Here is a 20,094-nt window from a genome sequence, read left to right as displayed (position 1 = left end):
TTCGTCATGGCGTCATTGGTGGAAAGAGAGACTGTCGAAATCGATTTCTCGGATCGCCCGAATGGTTGGGTCGTCGTGAATACGCGGCCCCATCAAGAGCGCCTCGCTCTCGAAAATCTCCATCGTCAGCAATATCACGCCTACTGCCCATGGGCGCTCAAGCGCGTCCGCCATGCGCGCCGCACGCAGGACGTCCCCCGGCCTTTGTTTCCGGGCTATATTTTCGTCGAGATGACATCGCAGTCGCGATGGGCGCCGATCTGCTCGACATTCGGCGTGAGAACGCTCGTTCGCCTGGGCGATGGACCGAGCTTCCTTCCGTCGGATTTTGTCGAGACTCTCAGATCGAGAGAGATCGACGGCTTGATCGCCAAGCCGGAGCAAGCCTTCGAGATCGGCCAGAAGGTTCGTATCGCCGGCGGAGCCTTCCACGATTTCGTCGCGACGATCGTCGATATGAACGAGCGTGATCGCATCGTCGTTCTGATGGAATTGCTCAATCGACCCGTAAAGGTCAAAGTGACGCAGACGCAGCTCGTCGCCTGCTGACGATCGGCGTCGGCGCCGCTCGCTGTTTCTTCGCGAGCCCCGCAGTCGCGTTGCGCGCGGGCGCTCGCGCATGGTCCCGCTGCAGCGGGATCAGCCGATAGCCCTCCTCATGCGTCAGCCAGGAGAGATAGACGACGCCCTTGCTCTCGGCGAGGAGCGGATGATCGGAGGCCTCGGCGGTCTGCGCGAGCGCGCGCGGCGCGTCGAAGCTCTTGCCGCCGTCGCGCGAGATCTGCGCGAGGATCGTCGTCGTCGTTCCGTCGAACTCTTTCCAAGCGCGATAGAGCGCGCCGCCAGAGGCGAGCAGCTGCGGACGCTGCGGGGCTCGCTCGGCGTCGCCGATGCGCTCGGGCTCGGAGAAGCTCTTGCCGCCATCCTCGCTGCGCGCATAGAAGAGGCCCTGGCGCGTCTTGCCGCGCGTGAACCAGGCGATATGCCAGCGCCCGGCGGCGTCGATCGCCAGGGCCGGGCCCTGATGCGGGCAACTCGTCGCCCAATCGTCGAGGCTGACGCGCGCGCCGGTCAGCGTCTTGCCGTCGGCGGAGAGCTTGGCGGCCATATGGTCGCGGCGATTATTCTCGAACACATGCCGCCAGATGAAGACGGGCTGGCCGTCGCGATCGAGCGCCGCGCCGATGCGGCAGCATTCGCAGCTGTGATCGAGCAGAATGCTCTTGCCGGAAAAGCTCTTGCCCGCATCATCGGACCAGGCGACCGCTATGCCGCTGCCCTCGAAGCTCTCGCCGGCGGCTTTCGCTCTGGCGGCGTCGCGCTTGTCGAGCCAAGCGGCGAAGAGGCGCCCTTTGGGGCCGAGGATGAAGGTCTCGAAGCGCTGGCCCTTGTCGTCGACGAGCGGCTGCGGCGGCGCGAAGCTCCGGCCCTCATCGGTCGAGCGCGTGACGAACACCGTGCCTTCGTAACTTTTCTCGGGCCGCGTGGTGTAGCTCGCCAGCAAGGTCCCATCGGCCAGAGCGACGATCTTGGGCCGCGCCTCGCCATTGTCGTCGAGCGTTCCCGCCGGCGCCGCTATGACGAAAGGCGGCGCGAAGCTCCCGCCATTGTCGCGAGACATTGCGCCATAGACCTTGCCGGCGACGGAATAGGTCAGCCACAGCCGCCCATCGGCGCCGAAGGAGGGCGTCGCGCTGACTGCGCATCTGGGCAGCGGATCGGCGCAGGCGGGCGCCGCGGCATGGGCCATCCGGCCCATTTTCTCTTGGGCGCCTTTCTCCGCTTCTTTCTCCTGCGCGAGCGCGCTCGAAGCGGCGAGAAGGGACAGCAGAGCGAGCGCGGCGCGTTTCATGGCGATGTCTTTCTCAGCGGAAGCGGAAAATCTGGTCGAGGGAATGGAGAGCCGCCGCCCTCCCGCGCGTCAGTGGAAGTTGAACCTCTGCGATCCTTCGAAGGAGCCGCCGGGCGGCGGCGGGGCCTCGAGGCCGGTGAGTATTTTGCGGACGATCTCCGCATGTTTCGGGCTGCTCGATTGGGCGATCGTCACCTTGTCGACCTTGCCCGCGGCGTCGATGTGAAAGCTGGCCGTCGCCGAGCCGGGCCCGGCGGGACTCGCCATCGGCGTGCGCTTGGCGATCTCGCTATAGAGCAAGCCGAGGAATTTACTCTGCGAGAGGCCCGAAGGGGCCGGCGCGGCAGGAGCCGGGCCATTGGCGTCGCCGGCGGCCTGCGCCGCAATGGCGAAGAGCGCAAAAGCGAGAACAAAGATCGAGCGTCTCATCTGGCCTGTCCTTCACGCACGAAAACGAAACGATAACGCAGGTGGTATTGTCCTCGGGGGCGGCGGCGGCAGGCTGACCCGCGCCAGCCTGTCGCGCGCCAACGTCACGAGGCGCGCATCGGAACCCCGCAGGCGGGAGGAGACGACATATCCGTCAGCGCCTATCTCGATCTCGGCGTCGACCCGTCCTGCGGGATGCGGCGCCGGAAAAGTCTGCCGGTCCAGCACGCCCTTTACGAGAAGGACATAAACGGTCGGATGCTTCGGCTCGCCGCCGAGGGCGGCCCCCGCGCAGAGTGAGAGCGCTATCGCGAGGGTCAGGGATTTCATTAGCCTTTCTGCCGATCAGTGGAAGTTGAATTCCTGCACCGCGGAAAAGGAGCCGCCGGGCGGCGGCACGGTGCGGACCGCAGCGAGTATATGCGTAACGACAGGCTCGAGCGCGGGATTGGACGCGCTCTGCACCTTGTGCGACACGACGCGGCCGGCGGCGCCGATGGTGAAGGCGACATGGATCGAGCCGGTCTGCGCCTCCGAGGACTTCGGCGCATGGCGCTTGATCTCCGCGGCGAGCAGCTTGACATAGGCCTGCCTCGAGACGGCGGGCTTCGCCTTCTCGGCCTGCTTTTTGTCCTTGTCTTTGTCTTTGCTCTTGTCCTTCGCCTTGGCGCTCGTCTCTTTGACGCTCACCGCCTCGGCGTTGCCCGCCTTGGGGGCGCTGGTCTCGGCGCTGCTCGCTTCGGGCTTGGCCTCGACAGCATGGTCGGAGGCGACGGGCGCGATGGTCGCCGGGGCGGCCGCTTCATTTTCGACCGCGAGGACGGCCGTGGAGACGAGCGTCGCGGCGATTGCGTAGGAGATCAATCTCATAATGTGCCTCTGCTGGTCAGTGGTCGCTGAAATTGAAATGTTGCCGGAAGGAAAAGCCGCCGTCCGGCGGACGCGGGGCGTGCACCGAAGCCATGATCTGGCGCGCCAATGTGGCATGGGCGGGGGATGAGCCGGTTGCGGAAATGCTGGTGATGGCGCCGCTCGCGGTCACATAGAAGGTGACATCCGCGGAGCCCGCTCCGATCGCCGTCCGCGCCGGGCTACGTTCGCGAATCGCCTTCGCCAGCAGCGCCTTATAGACGCTCTGCGACATTCCCTGGCTCTGCGATTGGCCTTCCGGCGCGCCGATCCGGCGTTTGGCCTGCGCCTCACGCTTTTTATCGTGCTCGATTTCCTTTTTCTTCTCGACGATCTTCTTCTTTTTCTCGACGACTTCTTTCTGCTGCGGCAGCGGCGGCGCCTCCGGCGACATCACTTGCGGCGGCGGAATGGCGAGATCTGGCGTCTCGATCTCTTCCGGCGGCGGCGGTTCCTCATCCGCGGCGCTCACTTCTTGAGATTCGAAGAAATCGCCCTGCGGAACGAGTTCCATGCTGATGGAATCGAGGCTGGCGATCGAGGGGACGGCCAGCCTCAACAGCAGCCAGCCGACCGCCGCATGGGCGACGACCACGCCCGCGACGCTCGCCGGCCGCAGCCACGCCGGCTTGACGGAGGGTGGATCGCCCACTGGCGTGCCGCCGCTCTCGAAGGATGAGAGGATCGCATCCGTCATTTCGTCGCCCCTCCCGCGGGGACCGCCGCCGCAGGAGCCGGGGCCGCAGGAGCGGAGGCCGCAGGCGTCGCAGCCGCTGCGCCCTTGGGCCGCGAGTCGGTGAGTATGGCGATATGGGTGATGCCATTGGTCGCCAATTTGTCCATCACGGCGATCACCTCGCCGTAATTGGCCTCCTTGTCGCCGCGAACATGAACGATGCGGCTCGTGTCGGAGCCCATCATCGCCTTGATGCCGTCGACCAGCGCTTCGGCCGACACTTCATCGGCGCCGAGCGCCACCTTGCCGTCCTTGGAGACGGCGACGACGATCGGCTCCTTGGGATTGAGCGGCTGCGCCGCCTTGGACTGCGGGAGATTGACCTTCATGCCCTTGGCGAGCAGAGGCGCCGTCACCATGAAGATGATGAGCAGCACCAGCATAACGTCGACGAGCGGCGTCACATTTATCTCGGAGAGCGGCTGATAGAGGCTGTCGCCGTTCTTGAAGCGTGTCGGAAGTCCGGCCATCACGCAGCCTCCCGCTTTCTGGAGGCGACGATGTGGCCGCTGGTGACGGCGAGCGCCTTGTCCTCGACATAATGGGCGACCTGCTGGCCGGCGCGGGAGAAGGAGGCGCCGATGCGGTTATAGCCGACCGAGGCGGGAATGGCGGCCGCGAGGCCATAGGCGGTGGCGGCGAGCGCCTCGGCGATGCCCGGCGCGACCACAGCGAGGCTGGTGTCCTGCGATTGGGCGATGCCGGCGAAGCTCGTCATAATGCCCCACACCGTGCCGAACAGGCCGACGAAAGGCGCGACCGAGGAGATGACGGCGAGATTGGGCAAGCCGCCCTCCGCCTTGGTCATCAGCTCGCGGCCGACGCGGCTCATGATCTCGGCGACGCGCTCGCGCTTCTCGCCGATCGACTCGCCCGGAAGGTCGAAGCCCGCGGCATGTTCGCCCGCCGCCTCTATGGGCGCGAGCAGGCCGGCCGGCCCGCCGGAGCGCGCGATCCGCGCCGCCTTGCCGATGCGAACGGAGGCGACGACGCCTTCGACGATGAGCACCCAGGTCCATACCGAGGCCAAGAGCAGGACGGCCATCACGACCTTGCCTACCGGGCCGGCGTTGATGAACATGGTGACAGGAGAAATTGAGCCGTATTCCATAGGACGCACTCGCGCTTGGGGTTCCCCGATCTCACGGCGCCCGCCGCGGATCAGCAGATTGTTGTTGCTTGTGATTTTGTTCGTCCAACGGCAATGTCCCGTCCGCGAGGGAAGAGGACGCTCCGTCGAAGCCCGTCTTCGCCGATCCCGCGCGCCAGCGGCGCGGAACCCGCCTGTCGTCAGGAGAGAGCGAGCGGACCGGCGGGCGGCGCCCTTGCGCCATTGACCGCCTGCGACAGAGTGAAAGGCGGCCGCGCGGCGGCGAAGACTCGATAGACGGCAGGCTGCGCCGCGACCTCCCGGCGGAGGGCGGCGGAAATGCGGTCGGGCAGCACGGCCGGACCGGAATGCGCGGCGAGGCAGCAGGGGCAATTCGCCCCTTTCTTCATAGGCCGGCCCGGCGTTCCGACATTCGCATCCGTGAGCGCGTCATGGCACACGCCGCGGACGATCTGATCGCCCGCGCGTCCATCGGCGGCGGCGCTCGAAAGCCGATGCGGCGCGCCGGAAACGAGGAGAGCGAAAACGAGCGCGAAAACGGCGGCGATCGCGCAGATCGCCCGCAGTTCTATGCGCTGGCCCCCCGTGTGTGACATAAATGTCTCTTAATGGATTTTTTAACTTCTGACAATCTGCGGGGTCTTGGATTTATTTGGAAGAGCGCGCTAATTCGCGTCTGGTTAATCGGTAGAGTCAACGCGCGCGATGGCGGCGGTCGCCAAGCTCCTCTTCCTTTTCGCACTGCTGGGTCAGGCGCTGAGCGCGCCTCTCGGCGGAGCGCGCGCGCATGTCGCGGGCGGCGAGGCGACGAAGCTCTGCGTCGTCGCCCATGTCGTGGCGAGCGCTGCTTCCGCGGCGAGCGATCGCGGCGAGCCCGCGCGCAAAAGCGATCCATCGCATCGGCACGGCGCTTGCGGCTTTTGCGAGCTCGGCGCCGGCGGTCTCCCGTTTCTCGCTCTCGCCGAGCGGGTCGGCGCGCCGCCTTTGCGCGCGGCGACGACGCGCCCGTCCACGAAATTCGCCGCCATTCCCTTCTCGCGCGACGACAGCAACGCGCCGACCCGCGCCTCCCCCTCCTTTTCCTGACGCGACATGACCGCGGCGCGCGAGCGCCGCAATTCGACGCGCGCCCTCGCGAGGGCGTCAGGGGAAGGATATCCGAATATGCATCGCCATCATTTGCTGCGCGGCGTCTCCGCCGGCGCGCTCTTCATCGTCTGTTCCGCGGCGCTTCCGCCGGCCCGCGCCCAGGAGGCGCTGCCGACGATCGACATCGCCGGGGACGGGCGGCCCACACAGTCACGGCCCGCGCCGGCCTCCGTCTGGTCGCCGACGCTTCCCGACGGCAAGCCGGCCTTCGTGCAGAAATTCGCTCTGCCGAACACTGTCACCAGCATCACCCGCAAGCAGATCGACGAGACGATCAACGTCATCGACACGGAAGACGTGGTCAAATATCTGCCGAGCCTGTTCGTGCGCAAACGCAACAACGGCGACACGCAGGCCGTGCTGCAGACGCGCACATGGGGCGTCTCGTCGAGCGCCCGCAGTCTCGTCTATGCCGACGATCTGCTGCTCACCGCCCTCATCGGCAATGACAACAGCATCGGCGCGCCGCGCTGGGGCCTCGTCGCGCCGGAGGAGATCGAGCGCGTCGACATGCTCTACGGGCCGTTCTCGGCGCAATATCCGGGCAATTCGATGGGCGGCGTGCTGCAGATCACCACGCGCATGCCCGACAAGCTGGAAGTCACCGCCAAGCAGAGCGTCTCGCTGCAGGACTTCTCGCTCTATGGAACGAGCAAGCTGTTCCACACCGAGGTGACGAGCGCCTCCGTCGGCGACAAGATCGGCGATTTCTCCTGGTTCCTCACCGGCAATTACGCCCATGGCACGACGCAGCCGCTCACCTATGTGACCTCGAGCAGCCTCTACGGCTGGCCTGGCGCCTATTTCAGCAACACCAAATTCGGCGGGCCGGCCACCGTTCTCGGCTCCTCCGGCAATCTCGAGAACGATCAGGTCAACGCCAAGCTGAAATTGGCCTACGACTTCTCGCCGACCATCCGCGCGACCTACACGCTCGGCTTCTGGAGCAATGACGGAACCTCCATTCCGCAATCCTATGTCTCCGGCGGCCTGCAGGCCTTCGGCGCGACGAGCGGAACGGGCAGCATCGGCTCCGCGGCGATGCAGAGCTTCGGCAGCGGCTATTACCGCGTGCAGGAGAAGATGCTCACCAATGCGCTGGCGGTGAAATCCAACACGGGCGGACCCTTCGACTTCGAGGTCTCGGCCTCGCATTTCACCTATCTGCAATCCGATCAGCGCTCGCCCTATACGGCCGCGCCGGTGGGCTATTCCTCGACCGGCAAGGATGTCCGCTACAACGGCACCTATTGGACGCTGCTCGACCTCAAGGGCATTCTGCGGCCGGACGGCGTTCTCGCCGGCCACGACATCAGCTTCGGCCTGCATGGGGATCAGTTCCATCTGAACAATCCCACCTGGCTCACCACCAATTGGACGAGCGGCATGGCCTCGTCCTATGGCGTCGCAGCCTCGATCGGCAATGGCACGACGCGCACCCAGGCTCTATGGGCGCAGGACGCGTGGAGGATATCGAAAGAGTTCAAATTCACCGTCGGCGGCCGCTGGGAGCATTGGGTCGCGTCGGACGGCTATAATCAATCGCTTGGAAGCATCAACGCCAATGGCTTCGGCTCGACGGCCACGGCGCTCAGCATGTTGCCGACCTATCAGCCCGTTCTCAATCATACGCGCTTCTCGCCCAAGGGCTCGTTGCAATGGACGCCGGACGAGGATTGGACGATCACCGGCTCGATCGGCCTCGCCAATCGCTTCCCGACTGCCAAGGAACTCTATAATCTGACGACGATCGCCGGCGCCTCGGGCACGCTGGTCAATCCCAACCCCAATCTGCGGCCGGAAGTGGCGCTCAGCAAGGAACTCGCGGTCGAGCGCAAGATCGGCGCGGACGGCTCGGTGCGCGTCTCTCTCTTCGACGAGGAAGTGCGTGACGCGATCATCTCGCAGAGCACTTTCGTCACTGGACAGAATTTCACCGCGTCGCAGACGACCAATGTCGATCGCGTCCGCAACAGCGGCGTCGAGGTCGCGGCGCGCAAGGACAATGTTCTCGTGCAAGGGCTCGAGCTCGTCGGCAGCGCGACCTATCTCAACGCCCGCGTGATCTCCGACAGCAAATGGGCGCCTTCGGGCGGCACGAACTACGACAATTGGGCGTTGTCGGTGGCCGGCAAGCGCGTGCCCAATGTGCCGGATTGGCGCGCGACCATGCAGGCGACCTATCGGCCCGACGATCATTGGGCCTTTACGGTCGCCGCCCGCTATCAGGGCCAGATGTGGACGACGCTCGCCAATAACGACATCGCCCACGGCGTCTATCAGAGCTTCGACCGCTTCTTCGTCGTCGACACGAAAATCCATTACAAATGGAACAAGCACATCAGCTTCGACTTCGGCGTCGACAACATCGGCAACTACAAATATTTCCTGTTCCACCCCTTCCCGCAGCGCACCTACACGGTCTCGGCGAAATATGAATTCGGCCGCGAAAAGGGCGAGCGCGGCATATTCTTCGAGGGCGACGAGCCGCCGCTGTTCGACGTGTCCTTCGTGAAGTAAGAGTGAAAAGCGAGGCGATCCGAAACGCTCGGATCGCCTCGTCACGCGGATCGAGCGCCTCTGCTCGAGACGATTCCCCATGCGGCGTCGCGACGCGTCACGAGAGATTCGGGTCGATGACTGTTCGCCCACAGGTCGCAGACATCAAATCACGACGCCTTGCGGAGCGGTGAAGGTCTCATCGACGACATTGCCCGTATTGCGCGTCTCCGCGGGCTCGAAGATGATGATTTCGGCCTCCTCGTCTGCGGCTGTGCGATGTTCGACGCCGCGCGGGACGACGATATATTCCCCCGGCCCCAACTCGACGATCTTATCCCTGAACTCGACCCGGAAGCGTCCCTTCCAGACGACGAACATCTCCTCGCAGTCTTCGTGAAGATGCCAAGGAAAGACGCCCTGAACCTTCGCGAGCTTGACCTCTTGTCCATTCGTGGACGCGATGACCTTCGGCCTCCAATGCTCCGAAAACGCCGAAAATTTAGCGGCGATGTCGCCTTGCTGCATGATGAGGGAACTCCTCGGGAAATCGGCGTTCGTTCTCGTATCGGCTCGTTTCGAACGCGGTCGCGGCGCCGTGCCGGCGTCCGCTTCGACAGGAAGCGCTATTCCACGATGCGGCTCGGCGTGCGCATCGTCACCAGCTCTTCGGCGAGCGTCGGATGCAGCGCCATTGTGGCGTCGAAATCGGCCTTGCGCGCGCCGAGCCGCAGCGCGATGGCGAGAAGCTGCGCCATCTCTCCCGCCTCCGGTCCCAGAATATGCACGCCGACGACGAGATCGCTGGCCGCCTCGACCAAAATCTTCATGAAGACTTTTTCCGCGCGCTTCGACAAAGTCGCGCGCATCGGCCGGAAGCTCGTCTCGAAGATCTCGAGCCGGCCGTATTTCTCATGCGCCTCGGCCTCGCCGAGGCCCACGGTTCCGATCTCCGGCGTGGTGAACACGGCCGTCGGCACCAGCTCGTGACTGACGCGGACATCCTTGCCGCCGAACACCGTATCGGCGAAGGCATGGCCCTCGCGAATGGCGACGGGCGTCAGATTGATGCGATCCGTCACATCGCCGACGGCGTAGACGGACGGAACATTGGTGCGCGAATAATCGTCGACGATGATCGCGCCGCTCTCCTTCATCGCGACGCCCAAAGCCTCGAGCCCCAGACCCTGCGTCAGCGGCGCGCGGCCGGTCGCCAGCAGCGCGGCGTCTATGTCGAGCCGCGCGCCATTCTGCAGCGTCGCGACGAGTCCGCTCGCGGTCTTCTCGAGCTCGGTCGGCAGAGCGCCGCGGTGAATCTCTATGCCCGCATTGACGAGGCCCTCGTCGAGCAGGCGGCGCAGATTCTCGTCGAAGCCGCGCAAGGGCAGATCGGCGCGCAGCGACAAATGGACCTTGGAGCCGAGCCGCGCGAAGACGCTGGCGAATTCCACGGCGATATAGCCGCCGCCGACGACGAGCAGGCTCTTCGGCAGTTCCGGCAGATCGAAAATCTCATTGGAGGAGATGGCGTGCTCGAGGCCCGGAATGTCCGGCCGCAGCGTCGGCGCGCCGCCGGTGGCGACGAGAATGTAGCGCGTCGAGACGCGCTTGCCGCCGGCGAATGACACTTCATTCGGCCCGGCGATCACCCCGCGCTCGCGAATGACCTCCACGCCGGCCTTCTCGAGATTTTGCGCATAGAGGCCGGAAAGGCGGGTGATCTCCGCCTCCTTGGCGGCGACCAGCGCCTTCCAGTCGAACGCCACTTCGCCGACGCGCCAGCCGAAGCCAGCGGCGTCCTCGAAATCATCGTGGAAGCGGCTCGCCATCACATAGAGCTTTTTCGGCACGCAGCCGCGGATCACGCAGGTTCCGCCGATGCGGAACTCCTCGCATATGGCGACTTTCGCGCCATAGCCGGCGGCGATGCGCGCCGCGCGAACGCCGCCCGAGCCTGCGCCGATGACGACGAGATCATAATCATGCTCTGCCATTTCGAACCCCGGAATCTGCGACCCGAGGGCGAACGGCCCGCACGGGTCCCGCCAGAGCTCGCCCGCTCCAGATTTCTCCGTTCATGGGGCGGCTAGAGCTCGTGGCCCTTCTTGCGCATCTCTTCGCGCACGCGCGTCATCATGTCGACGGAAATCTTCTGCGACCACGCCTGCATGGCGACGAACATGTCGCTCATCAGCACCGGCTGCATCCCGACATATTTGCGGCCCGAGGCGCTCTTGAAGAAAGCCGCGACATCCTCGAGCTCCTTGGGCGAGAAGCGCTGCGTGTAGAGCTGCGCGGCGCTGTCGATCATCTCCTCGACCTTTTTGTCGAACTCCGGCCGCACGGCGGCGAGCACGAGATTGAGGTCCGGCACCATTTCGGGCCGCGTGCGCGTCACCGAAAGGGCGATTTGCTCGAGATATTGCGGAATGATGAGCCGGAAAGACGAAGCGATCCCGGAATCGACGACGATGGTGCGCGCCAACGCCAGTTGCGCCGGCGTGGCCGCGACCGTCGGAGCGGAGGCGATGGGCGGCGAGACGGCCGCCGCCGGGACGGCGCCGGGCCGCTCGCCGGCCAGAGCCGCGGTCGCCAGAATGAGCGTGGCGAAACCAATCGTCGGGCGAAAAATCACTCGGGACGTCTCCTCGTGAAACCAATTCGGCGGCTTCGCGTCGCTCGGTTACGCCGCGCCCGTCCGGCCGAGCGTAACGACGCCGTCGCGGCCGGCGACGACCACCGCCGTGGCGAGGCCGATGAACAAACCATGCTCGACGACGCCGGGAATCGCCGAGAGGCGATCGGCCAGCGCGTCGGGATCGGAAATCGCGCCGAATGCGCAATCGAGGATCAAATGGCCGCCGTCGGTGACGAAAACATGGCCGCCCGGCTTCAGCCGCGGGCCGACGGTCCCGATTAGGCCGAGATCGCGCGTGACCCGCTCCACATGCAGCCGCGTCGCCTTCGCGCCGAAAGGATCGATCTCGACCGGCAGCGGGAAGGCGCCCAGCGTCTCGACCCGCTTCGATTCGTCGGTGATGACGATGAAGCGTTTCGACGCCGCAGCGACGATTTTTTCGCGCAGCAGCGCGCCGCCGCCGCCCTTGATGAGGCGCATTTTCGCGTCGAACTCATCGGCGCCGTCGACTGTGAGGTCCAGCTCCGGCGCCTCATCCAGCGTCGCCAGCGGCACGCCCAGCGCTGCGGCCTGCGCGCGCGTGCGCTCGGAAGTCGGCACGCAGAGCACGTCGAGCCCCGCCTTCACCTTCGCCCCGAGCAGATCGACGAAATGCGCCGCCGTGGAGCCCGTGCCGAGCCCGAGCCGCATTCCCGGCGCGACGGCCTCGAGGGCCACGGCGGCCGCCTGTCGTTTCAGCTCATCGGCGGAAGGGGCGGGCATGGGCGGCGTCCTCTGTCGGTCGATTAGGAGAAAAGGCCGGATAGTCGTTTCGTCGGCCGAAAGCAACGGCGGGGCGGCCGGCTTTCCTTAAAGGGGAGGGTGAAGCGCCTCACCCGCCGATCTCCTCCCGCTTGATCTCGAGCTCCAGCCAGCTCTCCTCGGCGGCGGCGAGCTCTTCCTCCACTTTTGCGAGGAGCTTGCCGGCTTCGGCGAATTTCGCGGGATCGCGCGCATAGAGGCCAGGATCGTCGAGGAACTTCTGCAGCTTCTCCCTTTTGCCGCGCAACTCCTCCATTTTCGCCGGCAGCGTCGTCAGCGCATGCTGCTCGGCGAAGGAAAGGCGCGGCTTGGCGGCGGCCTTCGGCCTCGGCCCGCCGGCTGCTTTCGGCTTCTCCTCGCGCGGGGCCGCGGCGGCGCTGCGCGCCTGCACGCCTTCGCCGCGCTGCGTCACCATGTCGGAATAGCCGCCGGCATATTCGAGCCAGCGGCCATTGCCCTCCGACATCAGCACGGAAGTGGCGATGCGATCGAGAAAATCGCGATCATGGCTGACGACGATCAGCGTGCCCGGATAATCGGCGAGCATCTCCTCCAAGAGATCGAGCGTCTCGAGATCGAGGTCGTTGGTCGGCTCGTCCAGCACCAGAAGATTGGAGGGCAGCGCCAGCGCGCGGGCCAGCAGCAGGCGCCCGCGCTCGCCGCCGGAGAGCCGGCCGATGGGCGTGCGCGCCTGCTCGGAGCCGAAGAGGAAGTCCCGCATATAGCCGATGACATGCTTGCGCTGGCCGTTGATCTCGACGAAATCCGAGCCGCCGCCGGTCAGCGCGTCCTTCAATGTCGTCTGCGGATCGAGGCTGGCGCGGCTCTGATCCAGCGTCGCCATCTCGACCGAAGCGCCGAGCCGCACATGGCCGCCGTCCGGCGCCAGCGTCCCCGTCAGCATTTTGATGAGCGTCGTCTTGCCCGCGCCATTGGCGCCGACAATGCCCAGCCGATCGCCGCGCAAGACGCGCGTCGAGAAATGATCGACGATGGTCCGCTCGCCGAAGGCCTTGGAAATTCCGCGCGCCTCGACCACCAGCGCGCCGGAGGCCTGCGCCTCGGCGACCTCGAGCTTTATGTCGCCCGTGGGCCCGACATGCCGGCGCCGCCGCGCGCGCATCTCGTGAAGGTCGGAGAGGCGCTTCTGATTGCGCTTGCGGCGGCCGGTGACGCCATGCTGCAGCCAATGCTCTTCCGCGACGATCTTGCGGTCGATCTTGTGCTGCTGCTTTTCCTCTTCCTCCAGCTCGCGGTCGCGCCAGGCCTCGAACTCCTTGAAGCCGCGCGACAAATATCGCGTCCGCCCGCGATCGAGCCAAACCGTCGAGCGCGTCAGATCCTGCAGGAAGCGGCGATCATGGCTGATGATCACCATCGCCGAGCGCAGGCCGGCGAGCCGCTCCTCGAGCCAGAGAATCGCCGGCAGATCGAGATGGTTGGTGGGCTCGTCCAGCAGCAGCACGTCCGGCTCCGGCGCGAGGATGCGGGCGAGCGCGGCGCGGCGGCCCTCGCCGCCGGAGAGGCTGCGCGTATTCTCCTCGCCCGTGAGGCCGAGCTCGAGCAGCAGCGCCTTGGCGATATAGGGATCGTCGGTCGGGCCGAGGCCGTCGACCACATAATCCAGCGTGGTCGCAAATTTGGAGAGATCGGGCTCCTGCGGCAGATAGCGCAGGCTCGCGCCCGGCTGCAGGAAGCGCGCGCCGGAATCCGCCTCCACCTCGCCGGCGGCGATTCGCAGCAGGGTCGATTTGCCCGAGCCGTTGCGGCCGACGAGGCACAGCCGCTCGCCGGGCGAGACGGAAAGATCGGCCGATTCGAACAGCGGCTTGCCGCCGAGCGTCAGCCCGACATTCTGGAGCGTCAAAAGAGGTGGCGGGGCCATGGGGTCCGATATGTCCGCGCCGGCGGGACGAGGCCGGCCCCGCGTCTTTTATCGCACTCGCCCCATAACGCCAGCCCGGCTCAACGGCTCTCCGCCAGAGTCGAGGCCGCGCGCAGGAAGCGCGAGGGGTCGACCGGCTCGCCGTCCACCCGCACCTCATAGTGCAGATGCGGCCCGGTGGAGCGGCCCGTCGAGCCGAGGCGCCCGACCGTCTCGCCCGGCGCCACCTCCTGGCCGACGGCAACGGCGATGGCCGAGAGATGCGCATAGCGCGTGGCGAGGCCGGAGCCATGGTCGATCTCGACCATCTGCCCATAGCCGCCGCTCGGCCCGGCGCTGACGACGACGCCGCCCGCCGTGGCGCGCACGGGCGAGCCGTAATCATCGCGCAGATCGACGCCCGTATGCAGCGCCGCCCGCCCGAAGAAAGGATCGGTGCGATAGCCGAAGCCGGAGGTGGTCTCCACCGCGCCGGCGAGCGGCTTACGCAGCGGCACGCTGGGCAGCGCGCTGCGCAGCCCCTCGAGCGTGGTGGCAGCGGTTTCGGCGGCGCCGAGCTCGCGCTCGAAGAGATCGCTGCGCTCGGCCGGCACGAAAGGCCCGCCGGCGAAGCTCTGGCCGTCGGCCTTGGCGCCGCCCTTGGGAAGAAAGCGCTCGACCGGCAGGCCGGCGACATCGAAAGCGCGTCGCAGCTTCGCGGTCGCCGCCCGAATCGGCTCGACCAGCCGGCCGAGCCGCTGGGTCTGCTCGCGCTCGGCGCGATTGAGCGCGGCCTCCAAATGCGCGAGGCGCGACTGCATCGGCAGGCCGGCGTCGGCGGCGAGGCGGGGCGATTCGGTCTGCGGCGCGAGCGCTGCCGAGGCGCCGCCGCGTTCGGCCGTCGGCTCGGCCGAAGAGTTGGCCGTAGATTTGGCCGGCGCGTCCTCCTCGCGTCGCAGCCGCAGCTCCAGACCCTCCGGCTGCGGCTTGTCGAAGCCGGCGAAAGGCTCTGGCCGCTCCTCGGGCGCCGGCGCATAGGCGCTGGTCCCGGACGGCAATCCCACAGGCGCTACGACGCTCGCGCGGCGCGGCGCGGCGACGGGGACTCTGCCCTCCTTGGACGCGACGCCGTCGACGAGCCGCGCCACGAGAGCCGCCCGCGTCTCCAGCTTGGCCTGGCGGGCGACCAGGGTCTGCACCTTGCTCTCGACATCGCCCTGGGCGAGAAACTGCCGGCTCGTCGCCTGATCGAGCCGCAGCCGCATGGCGGCCAAGCGATCCTCATAGGCGTAGCGCATCTGAGTCTGGCGATCGACCAGCTCGGCGAGCATGTCGTCGCGAAAGGCGAGATAGGCGGCCGCGCAAGGCGCCAGCAGTCCCGCGGCGACCGCCGCCGCGCCGGCGACGACCAGAATCGGGGCGGAGAGCTCCACCCGCCGCGAATGCGCGCCGAGCGAGAATTCGATGACGAAGGGACGCCGCTCTCGTCGCGGTCTCGGTTCATTGGCTTTGGGCGTCATACGCATGTTCCAGAGGCCCGCCCTCACGCGAGAGCCGCGAGCGCGCGAGGGAGGCAGGCCGATCCGTTAGACCTCATTAAGGTTAACGATCGGCAAATCTGCGCCGCCGGCCTGGAGCGAGGCCGAACGAAGAGAAGCGCGCGCCAATCGCTTCGCCGAGCCTTGATCGCCGACGCGAACGCGTGCTATTGGGCGCTTCGCCGCGAGCGGGGCAAGTCCTCGCTTTCGCCTCCGGAGAGGTGGCTGAGTGGTTGAAAGCACCGCACTCGAAATGCGGCATACGGGCAACCGTATCGGGGGTTCAAATCCCTCCCTCTCCGCCAGCTCTCTCAAATCTACTCCTCCGCCTCATTCTAGGCCGCGGACGTCCTCTCACGAGCCGCCTGTCGATCCGCTCCGGCGTCCACCGGCGACGCCGTCCGCTTGCCATGCGGCGACCTGCGACTAGCTTGTCTTTCTGTATCCACTTGGATACGGTCGGACATGTTTACGCTCGTTCGATCATCGCCCTTCGACGAATGGCTCTCCGGTCTCGCCGATCGAAAGGGCAAGGCCCGCATATTGGCGCGGCTGACGAGCGCCGCGCATGGCAATTTCGGCGATTGCGGCGCGACCGTGCTCTGCGGCGGCGACAAGGGCTCGCAGCGACGCGACATCGAGCGCGCGAAGGAATTGGCGCGGGAGCTGAAGGAGTGACCCTATGACCAAGAATTTCGCCGCCTTCAACGTTTCCGATTATCTCGATAACGAGGAAACGATCGCAGAATATCTGACAGCCGCCGCAGAGGACGAAAACTCCGACGTCTTGCTCGCAGCGCTTTCGGAAGTAGCGAAGGCGCGCGGCATGGCGCAGGTCGCGGCAGCCGCCGGGCTCGGACGCGAAAGTCTCTATAAAGCCCTCGCCCCCGGCTCACATCCGCGGTTCGAGACGATCAGCGCGGTCTTGCGCGCGTTGAACGTCAAGATCGCTTTGATTCCGGCCTCTTCGACGACGCCGTGACCGGCGTTGCGCTTTCATTTTTTCATAAGGCGCGAGGCCGGCGGCCGGGCCTCGACTGGACGATCGAGCTTTCGCGCGCCGAACTTGCGCGCGCGCCTCGAGACGCAGCGGTCGTCAACAGGCGCAGCCCGTAACGCCGCCGGCGCGTGATTGCGCACCTTCGGTGGCGTAGCCGTCGCGCTTCCACCAGTCGAGGCCGCCGATCAGCTCTTTGACGCGAAACCCCAGGCGGGCGAGGTTCAAAGCGCCTTTGGTGGATGCGTTGCAGCCGACGCCGTCGCAATAGGTCACATAGAGCACATCGCGACGAAGATGCGTCGTCGTCTCCTCGGTCATTATCCGATACGGAAAGCCGATGGCGCCGGGAATGTGCTCTTTTTCATAGGCCTCGGGCGAGCGCGCGTCGACGATGACCACCTCCTCATCACATGCGCGAAGGTCCCAGGAGTCGATCTCATATTCGAGCTTCGCCGCATAATGGGCGATCCGCGCCGCGTCGATTTTCGATTCCTCGGCCATTCGTATCGCCTCTCTGCTCTGGTGACGGCAATTCATTTTCGATAACGGAAAATTCGTATCGCCGAAGGGGCGGGGCTCTCACCCCGCCCTCTCGATCGCCTCTTCCAGCGAGTCGCCGGCGCCGACTTGCGTCTCGAACAGGCGCCGATAGACGCCGCCCGAGAGGCGCAGCAGCTCCTCATGCGAGCCGTCCTCGACGATACGGCCGTGATCGAACACCAATATGCGGTCGAGCCGCTGCACCGTCGACAGGCGATGCGCCACGACGATCGTCGTGCGTCCCGCCGATAATTGCTCGATCGCCGCGCGAATATGGAATTCGGACACGGAATCGAGCGAGGAGGTCGCCTCGTCCAGCACCAATATGGGCGTCGCCGCGAGAATGGCGCGCGCGATCGCTACACGCTGGCGCTCGCCGCCCGAGAGCTTCACGCCGCGCTCGCCCACCAGAGTCTCATAAGCGTCGGGCAGACGCTCGATGAATATGTCCGCATGGGCGAGACGCGCGGCTTCCGCGATCTCATATTGCGCGGCGTCCGGTCGGCCGTAGGCGATATTCTCGCCGAGCGGCCGGTGGAACAGGATCGGCTCCTGCGCGACGATGCCGATCGCCTGCCGCAGCGAGGCTTGAGTCGCCGCGGCGATGTCCTGGCCGTCGATGAGAATGCGGCCGGCGTCGAGATCGAATTGGCGCTGCAGCAGCTTGACGAAGGTCGTCTTGCCGGCGCCCGAGGCCCCGACGAGGCCGACGCGCTGGCCCGGTCTGATCGTCAGCGAGAAATTCTCATAGAGCTTCCTGCGCGCATTGGGATAGCCGAAGGTCACATTGTCGAAGACGATCTCGCCGCGCGTCACTGCGAGCGGCGTCGCTCCGGGGGCGTCGACCACATCCGGCTCCTGCGCGTCGAATTCGACGACATCCTCCATCTCGTTGACGGCGCGCTGCAGATTGCGCACATGCTCGCCAATGTCGCGCAAATAGCCGTTGATGAGCCCTTGTATGCCGATGAGGCTCACCACGTCGCCGGTCGTCATGCCGCCCTGCGACCACAACATCAGCCCGCAGCCGAGCAGCACGGCCTGCATGACGATCATCACGATCGCCTGCAGCAGCCCCACGGTGGAGCCGCGATACCAGGCGACGAGCGTGCGTTTCCGCCATTCGGCGATCAGCGCCGCAAAGCTCGCATCCTCCCGCCCCTCGGCGGCGAAGCCTTTGACGATCTGATTGCCGGTGATCGAATCGGCGAGCCGCGCGCTCACCGTGGAGTCGAGCGCCTGCGAGACTTGCGCGGCCGGGCTGATCCAGCCGAGCGACAGCCCGATTCCCATCGCCAGAAACAGCGCTATGCCGATCGCCACGACGAGGCCGAGCAGCGGCCAGCGCCAGGACAGCAGCGCCGTGATCGCGACAATGACCGTCGCCGCCGGCAACATGCCGAAGATGAGCGTGTCGGTCAGCGAATCGAACGCCCAGACGCCGCGCGTGACTTTGCGCACCGTCGCGCCGGCGAAGGCGTTGGCGTGCCAGTCGGCGGAAAATCTCTGCACGCGCGCGAAAGACTCGCGCACCAGCGCCGCCATGCCATGCGCCGCGACATGGCAGACGGAGAAGGCGACGAAATTGCGCAGGCAATGAAACAGCAGCACCGTGCCGAGAAACGCGGCGAGCGCCCAGAGCGCGGGCGTGAGCTCGCGGCTCTCGCCGGCGACGACATCGGCGAGATGGCCGGAGGCGACCGGCACGAAGACGTCGACGACATTGGAGACGAGGCGAGCGACGAGCATCGCCGCCAGCAGACGCGGCGAGAGCAGCCAATAGCGGAGCGCGAAGCGCAGCGTTTTCAAATAGGCGGACATGAATCCTGCGGGACGCGCCAACGCCCCGATCCCTTTTTGCGACGAAAGGAAAGCGACGCGGGCTCCAGCGCCCCGTCGCGGCTCGTTCCGGAATGTCTTTCGAGAGAAACTCGTCAGCGCCGACAGTGTCGGCGCGACGCGCGAGAGAGAACAGCCCGGATTTTTTGAACCGGGCTCACTGCCTGAACTCTCTAGGCGCGGCCCGGGGAACGATGAGACATGACGAATTTCATCATGGCGACTCCCCGATTCGAAGATGACGACCGCATCGCCTGGGCGATGCGCCATATTGCGCTGCAATATGGCGAGACTCATGCGCCCAAAGCGCGGCTCTGTCAACCATGCCGCCTGACGCCCGGCCTATGAGATCGTAGGACGATAATCCTCAGCGCCCCAATGCAGCACATCGCGCGCACGGGCGGGCCCTCGCGCCTCGCCGGCCAGCCCATAATGCAGTGCGAGCCGCTCGAGCGCGATTTTCAGCACCACTTTGGCGGAACGCTGCGGCCAGCCGCGCTCGCTTTCGACCAACTCCAGCCCTTTCAAATAGCCGCAGACGTCGGTGAGCAGGCCGCCGAGTTCCGGCCCCACGGCGTCGAAGGCGCGGGCGAGGCGCCGGCGCGCGTCGATCGCCACATCGGCGATATTCGCGCCGGCGCCGCCGCCGCGCGCCGAGCCGAGCGCGGCCTCCCAATCGGCGGTGACGCGCTGGAGAATAGCGGCCTGCGTGACGTCGCGGCGAAAGCGCTCGCCGGCCTCGATCTGCTCCGGCGCGAGGAAGGGCCGCCCGGCGCGATCCTTGCGGCGGGCGAGCCAGGCGAGCGGGCTCTCCCCTGCGTCGACGAGCGTCGGGCGCGCGCCTTTCTCCATTATGCGCGGCGAGAGATCGCTGTGCTGGGCGAAAAACGGATTCGCCTCGGCGGGCGCGGCGAGGCGCCTCAGATGCGCGCGGCCCGCTTCCGTCAAACGCAGACGGCGCGCCTGTTCCGCCCCCTCCCAGCGCGCCAGCCCGCGCGCGGCCGCCGCATCGGCGATGGAGCGGGAGAGGCGCGCCCGCGCCACTGTGATCCCCTTGCGAGGCGCCGCCACGACGATCGAGCGCGCGCCGAGCGGGTCCGTCATCGCCTCGGCGCCGGGCTCGCTCATCGCCTCCAACAATCGGCGGAGTGCGCGCGTATCGTCATTGTCGTTATGCCGCTGGCTCATG

23 protein-coding genes and 1 tRNA gene are annotated in these 20,094 nt (G+C 66.3%); 7 read left to right on the top strand and 17 right to left on the bottom strand.

What is annotated here, in order from left to right:
• The first annotated feature begins 6 nt into the window (after positions 1 to 6).
• Positions 7 to 549 carry a transcription termination/antitermination protein NusG gene (nusG, locus tag C5689_RS00660; protein WP_108915341.1) on the top strand — a complete coding sequence of 181 codons (543 nt, stop codon included), beginning with the start codon at positions 7 to 9 and terminating at the stop codon, positions 547 to 549.
• Here the strand turns inward: nusG and C5689_RS00655 are convergent.
• The 8 genes from C5689_RS00655 to C5689_RS00625 form a co-directional block, all read right to left on the bottom strand.
• The gene (locus C5689_RS00655; RefSeq protein WP_108915340.1) at positions 515 to 1,852 is read right to left on the bottom strand and encodes a sialidase family protein; all 1,338 of its coding nucleotides are present in this window, start codon (positions 1,850 to 1,852) and stop codon (positions 515 to 517) included. The genes nusG and C5689_RS00655 overlap by 35 nt on opposite strands.
• Before the next feature lie 69 nt (positions 1,853 to 1,921).
• Positions 1,922 to 2,281, bottom strand: coding sequence for an energy transducer TonB (locus tag C5689_RS00650; protein WP_108915339.1), 360 nt, complete (start codon positions 2,279 to 2,281; stop codon positions 1,922 to 1,924).
• A 12-nt stretch (positions 2,282 to 2,293) separates the two neighbouring features.
• Positions 2,294 to 2,611, bottom strand: coding sequence for a hypothetical protein (locus C5689_RS18090; protein ID WP_146188290.1), 318 nt, complete (start codon positions 2,609 to 2,611; stop codon positions 2,294 to 2,296).
• A 15-nt stretch (positions 2,612 to 2,626) separates the two neighbouring features.
• The gene (locus C5689_RS00645; protein ID WP_108915338.1) at positions 2,627 to 3,151 is read right to left on the bottom strand and encodes an energy transducer TonB; all 525 of its coding nucleotides are present in this window, start codon (positions 3,149 to 3,151) and stop codon (positions 2,627 to 2,629) included.
• A gap of 16 nt (positions 3,152 to 3,167) precedes the next feature.
• Complete coding sequence (locus C5689_RS00640; RefSeq protein WP_108915337.1) at positions 3,168 to 3,887, bottom strand: hypothetical protein; 720 nt, start codon at positions 3,885 to 3,887, stop codon at positions 3,168 to 3,170.
• Positions 3,884 to 4,396 carry an ExbD/TolR family protein gene (locus tag C5689_RS00635; RefSeq protein WP_108915336.1) on the bottom strand — a complete coding sequence of 171 codons (513 nt, stop codon included), beginning with the start codon at positions 4,394 to 4,396 and terminating at the stop codon, positions 3,884 to 3,886. The genes C5689_RS00640 and C5689_RS00635 overlap by 4 nt, the downstream gene beginning before the upstream one ends.
• Positions 4,396 to 5,037, bottom strand: coding sequence for a MotA/TolQ/ExbB proton channel family protein (locus tag C5689_RS00630; RefSeq protein WP_108915335.1), 642 nt, complete (start codon positions 5,035 to 5,037; stop codon positions 4,396 to 4,398). Before C5689_RS00630 ends, C5689_RS00635 begins: the two co-directional genes overlap by 1 nt.
• Positions 5,038 to 5,216: 179 nt before the next feature.
• A complete protein-coding gene (locus tag C5689_RS00625; protein WP_108915334.1) occupies positions 5,217 to 5,633 on the bottom strand; it encodes a DUF2946 family protein in 417 nt (138 codons plus the stop codon).
• A 109-nt stretch (positions 5,634 to 5,742) separates the two neighbouring features.
• Here C5689_RS00625 and C5689_RS00620 point away from each other — a divergent pair, with 109 nt between their 5' ends.
• The gene (locus C5689_RS00620; RefSeq protein ID WP_108915333.1) at positions 5,743 to 6,123 is read left to right on the top strand and encodes a DUF2946 family protein; all 381 of its coding nucleotides are present in this window, start codon (positions 5,743 to 5,745) and stop codon (positions 6,121 to 6,123) included.
• Between the two features lie 78 nt (positions 6,124 to 6,201).
• Entirely contained in the window at positions 6,202 to 8,706 is a 2,505-nt protein-coding gene (locus C5689_RS00615) for a TonB-dependent receptor (protein ID WP_108915592.1), read from the top strand.
• A 144-nt stretch (positions 8,707 to 8,850) separates the two neighbouring features.
• Here the strand turns inward: C5689_RS00615 and C5689_RS00610 are convergent, their stop codons facing one another.
• The 6 genes from C5689_RS00610 to C5689_RS00585 form a co-directional block, all read right to left on the bottom strand.
• On the bottom strand, positions 8,851 to 9,213 hold the full coding sequence (locus C5689_RS00610; protein ID WP_108915332.1) for a cupin domain-containing protein: 363 nt from the start codon (positions 9,211 to 9,213) through the stop codon (positions 8,851 to 8,853).
• A 98-nt stretch (positions 9,214 to 9,311) separates the two neighbouring features.
• The gene (gene gor, locus C5689_RS00605; protein WP_108915331.1) at positions 9,312 to 10,679 is read right to left on the bottom strand and encodes a glutathione-disulfide reductase; all 1,368 of its coding nucleotides are present in this window, start codon (positions 10,677 to 10,679) and stop codon (positions 9,312 to 9,314) included.
• Positions 10,680 to 10,771: 92 nt separating this feature from the next.
• Positions 10,772 to 11,320 carry a DUF2059 domain-containing protein gene (locus C5689_RS00600; RefSeq protein WP_108915330.1) on the bottom strand — a complete coding sequence of 183 codons (549 nt, stop codon included), beginning with the start codon at positions 11,318 to 11,320 and terminating at the stop codon, positions 10,772 to 10,774.
• 48 nt (positions 11,321 to 11,368) lie between these two features.
• A complete protein-coding gene (gene rpiA / locus C5689_RS00595; RefSeq protein ID WP_108915329.1) occupies positions 11,369 to 12,085 on the bottom strand; it encodes a ribose-5-phosphate isomerase RpiA in 717 nt (238 codons plus the stop codon).
• Between the two features lie 109 nt (positions 12,086 to 12,194).
• Complete coding sequence (locus C5689_RS00590; RefSeq protein ID WP_108915328.1) at positions 12,195 to 14,009, bottom strand: ABC-F family ATP-binding cassette domain-containing protein; 1,815 nt, start codon at positions 14,007 to 14,009, stop codon at positions 12,195 to 12,197.
• Positions 14,010 to 14,089: 80 nt separating this feature from the next.
• Entirely contained in the window at positions 14,090 to 15,508 is a 1,419-nt protein-coding gene (locus C5689_RS00585; protein ID WP_158271722.1) for a M23 family metallopeptidase, read from the bottom strand.
• A gap of 233 nt (positions 15,509 to 15,741) precedes the next feature.
• On the opposite strand from C5689_RS00585, the gene C5689_RS00580 reads away from it, so the two are divergent.
• The 3 genes from C5689_RS00580 (at position 15,742) to C5689_RS00570 (ending at position 16,508) form a co-directional block, all read left to right on the top strand.
• Positions 15,742 to 15,831 (top strand) — tRNA-Ser (locus tag C5689_RS00580).
• A 160-nt stretch (positions 15,832 to 15,991) separates the two neighbouring features.
• Positions 15,992 to 16,204, top strand: coding sequence for a type II toxin-antitoxin system RelE/ParE family toxin (locus tag C5689_RS00575; RefSeq protein ID WP_108915326.1), 213 nt, complete (start codon positions 15,992 to 15,994; stop codon positions 16,202 to 16,204).
• A 4-nt stretch (positions 16,205 to 16,208) separates the two neighbouring features.
• Entirely contained in the window at positions 16,209 to 16,508 is a 300-nt protein-coding gene (locus tag C5689_RS00570) for an addiction module antidote protein (protein ID WP_108915325.1), read from the top strand.
• A 114-nt stretch (positions 16,509 to 16,622) separates the two neighbouring features.
• Here C5689_RS00570 and C5689_RS00565 read toward each other — a convergent pair whose 3' ends face one another.
• Together C5689_RS00565 and C5689_RS00560 are read right to left on the bottom strand one after the other, a co-directional pair.
• A complete protein-coding gene (locus C5689_RS00565; protein ID WP_108915324.1) occupies positions 16,623 to 17,027 on the bottom strand; it encodes a rhodanese-like domain-containing protein in 405 nt (134 codons plus the stop codon).
• 78 nt (positions 17,028 to 17,105) lie between these two features.
• Positions 17,106 to 18,887 carry an ABC transporter ATP-binding protein gene (locus tag C5689_RS00560; protein ID WP_108915591.1) on the bottom strand — a complete coding sequence of 594 codons (1,782 nt, stop codon included), beginning with the start codon at positions 18,885 to 18,887 and terminating at the stop codon, positions 17,106 to 17,108.
• Positions 18,888 to 19,106: 219 nt separating this feature from the next.
• Here C5689_RS00560 and C5689_RS18310 point away from each other — a divergent pair, with 219 nt between their 5' ends.
• The gene (locus tag C5689_RS18310; protein ID WP_158271721.1) at positions 19,107 to 19,253 is read left to right on the top strand and encodes a hypothetical protein; all 147 of its coding nucleotides are present in this window, start codon (positions 19,107 to 19,109) and stop codon (positions 19,251 to 19,253) included.
• Here the strand turns inward: C5689_RS18310 and C5689_RS00555 are convergent.
• A complete protein-coding gene (locus tag C5689_RS00555) occupies positions 19,248 to 20,093 on the bottom strand; it encodes a DUF6456 domain-containing protein (RefSeq protein ID WP_108915323.1) in 846 nt (281 codons plus the stop codon). The genes C5689_RS18310 and C5689_RS00555 overlap by 6 nt on opposite strands.
• Position 20,094 lies beyond the last annotated feature (1 nt).

Source organism: Methylosinus sporium (assembly GCF_003113265.1).
Taxonomy (GTDB): Bacteria; Pseudomonadota; Alphaproteobacteria; order Rhizobiales; family Beijerinckiaceae; genus Methylosinus; species Methylosinus sporium.
This window is presented reverse-complemented; position numbering and strand designations above follow the sequence as displayed.

Excerpts from the sequence above, each read along its gene's own strand:
- C5689_RS00630 (WP_108915335.1), bottom strand. The coding sequence starts at position 5,037 with ATGGAATACGGCTCAATTTCTCCTGTCACCATGTTCATCAACGCCGGC.
- C5689_RS00555 (WP_108915323.1), bottom strand. The coding sequence starts at position 20,093 with ATGAGCCAGCGGCATAACGACAATGACGATACGCGCGCACTCCGCCGA.
- C5689_RS00585 (WP_158271722.1), bottom strand. The coding sequence starts at position 15,508 with ATGACGCCCAAAGCCAATGAACCGAGACCGCGACGAGAGCGGCGTCCC.
- C5689_RS00635 (WP_108915336.1), bottom strand. The coding sequence starts at position 4,396 with ATGGCCGGACTTCCGACACGCTTCAAGAACGGCGACAGCCTCTATCAG.
- C5689_RS00565 (WP_108915324.1), bottom strand. The coding sequence starts at position 17,027 with ATGGCCGAGGAATCGAAAATCGACGCGGCGCGGATCGCCCATTATGCG.
- C5689_RS00570 (WP_108915325.1), top strand. The coding sequence starts at position 16,209 with ATGACCAAGAATTTCGCCGCCTTCAACGTTTCCGATTATCTCGATAAC.
- C5689_RS00655 (WP_108915340.1), bottom strand. The coding sequence starts at position 1,852 with ATGAAACGCGCCGCGCTCGCTCTGCTGTCCCTTCTCGCCGCTTCGAGC.
- gor (WP_108915331.1), bottom strand. The coding sequence starts at position 10,679 with ATGGCAGAGCATGATTATGATCTCGTCGTCATCGGCGCAGGCTCGGGC.
- nusG (WP_108915341.1), top strand. The coding sequence starts at position 7 with ATGGCGTCATTGGTGGAAAGAGAGACTGTCGAAATCGATTTCTCGGAT.
- C5689_RS18310 (WP_158271721.1), top strand. The coding sequence starts at position 19,107 with ATGACGAATTTCATCATGGCGACTCCCCGATTCGAAGATGACGACCGC.
- C5689_RS00625 (WP_108915334.1), bottom strand. The coding sequence starts at position 5,633 with ATGTCACACACGGGGGGCCAGCGCATAGAACTGCGGGCGATCTGCGCG.
- C5689_RS00590 (WP_108915328.1), bottom strand. The coding sequence starts at position 14,009 with ATGGCCCCGCCACCTCTTTTGACGCTCCAGAATGTCGGGCTGACGCTC.
- C5689_RS00650 (WP_108915339.1), bottom strand. The coding sequence starts at position 2,281 with ATGAGACGCTCGATCTTTGTTCTCGCTTTTGCGCTCTTCGCCATTGCG.
- C5689_RS18090 (WP_146188290.1), bottom strand. The coding sequence starts at position 2,611 with ATGAAATCCCTGACCCTCGCGATAGCGCTCTCACTCTGCGCGGGGGCC.
- C5689_RS00610 (WP_108915332.1), bottom strand. The coding sequence starts at position 9,213 with ATGCAGCAAGGCGACATCGCCGCTAAATTTTCGGCGTTTTCGGAGCAT.
- C5689_RS00640 (WP_108915337.1), bottom strand. The coding sequence starts at position 3,887 with ATGACGGATGCGATCCTCTCATCCTTCGAGAGCGGCGGCACGCCAGTG.
- C5689_RS00615 (WP_108915592.1), top strand. The coding sequence starts at position 6,202 with ATGCATCGCCATCATTTGCTGCGCGGCGTCTCCGCCGGCGCGCTCTTC.
- C5689_RS00620 (WP_108915333.1), top strand. The coding sequence starts at position 5,743 with ATGGCGGCGGTCGCCAAGCTCCTCTTCCTTTTCGCACTGCTGGGTCAG.
- rpiA (WP_108915329.1), bottom strand. The coding sequence starts at position 12,085 with ATGCCCGCCCCTTCCGCCGATGAGCTGAAACGACAGGCGGCCGCCGTG.
- C5689_RS00645 (WP_108915338.1), bottom strand. The coding sequence starts at position 3,151 with ATGAGATTGATCTCCTACGCAATCGCCGCGACGCTCGTCTCCACGGCC.
- C5689_RS00575 (WP_108915326.1), top strand. The coding sequence starts at position 15,992 with ATGTTTACGCTCGTTCGATCATCGCCCTTCGACGAATGGCTCTCCGGT.
- C5689_RS00560 (WP_108915591.1), bottom strand. The coding sequence starts at position 18,887 with ATGTCCGCCTATTTGAAAACGCTGCGCTTCGCGCTCCGCTATTGGCTG.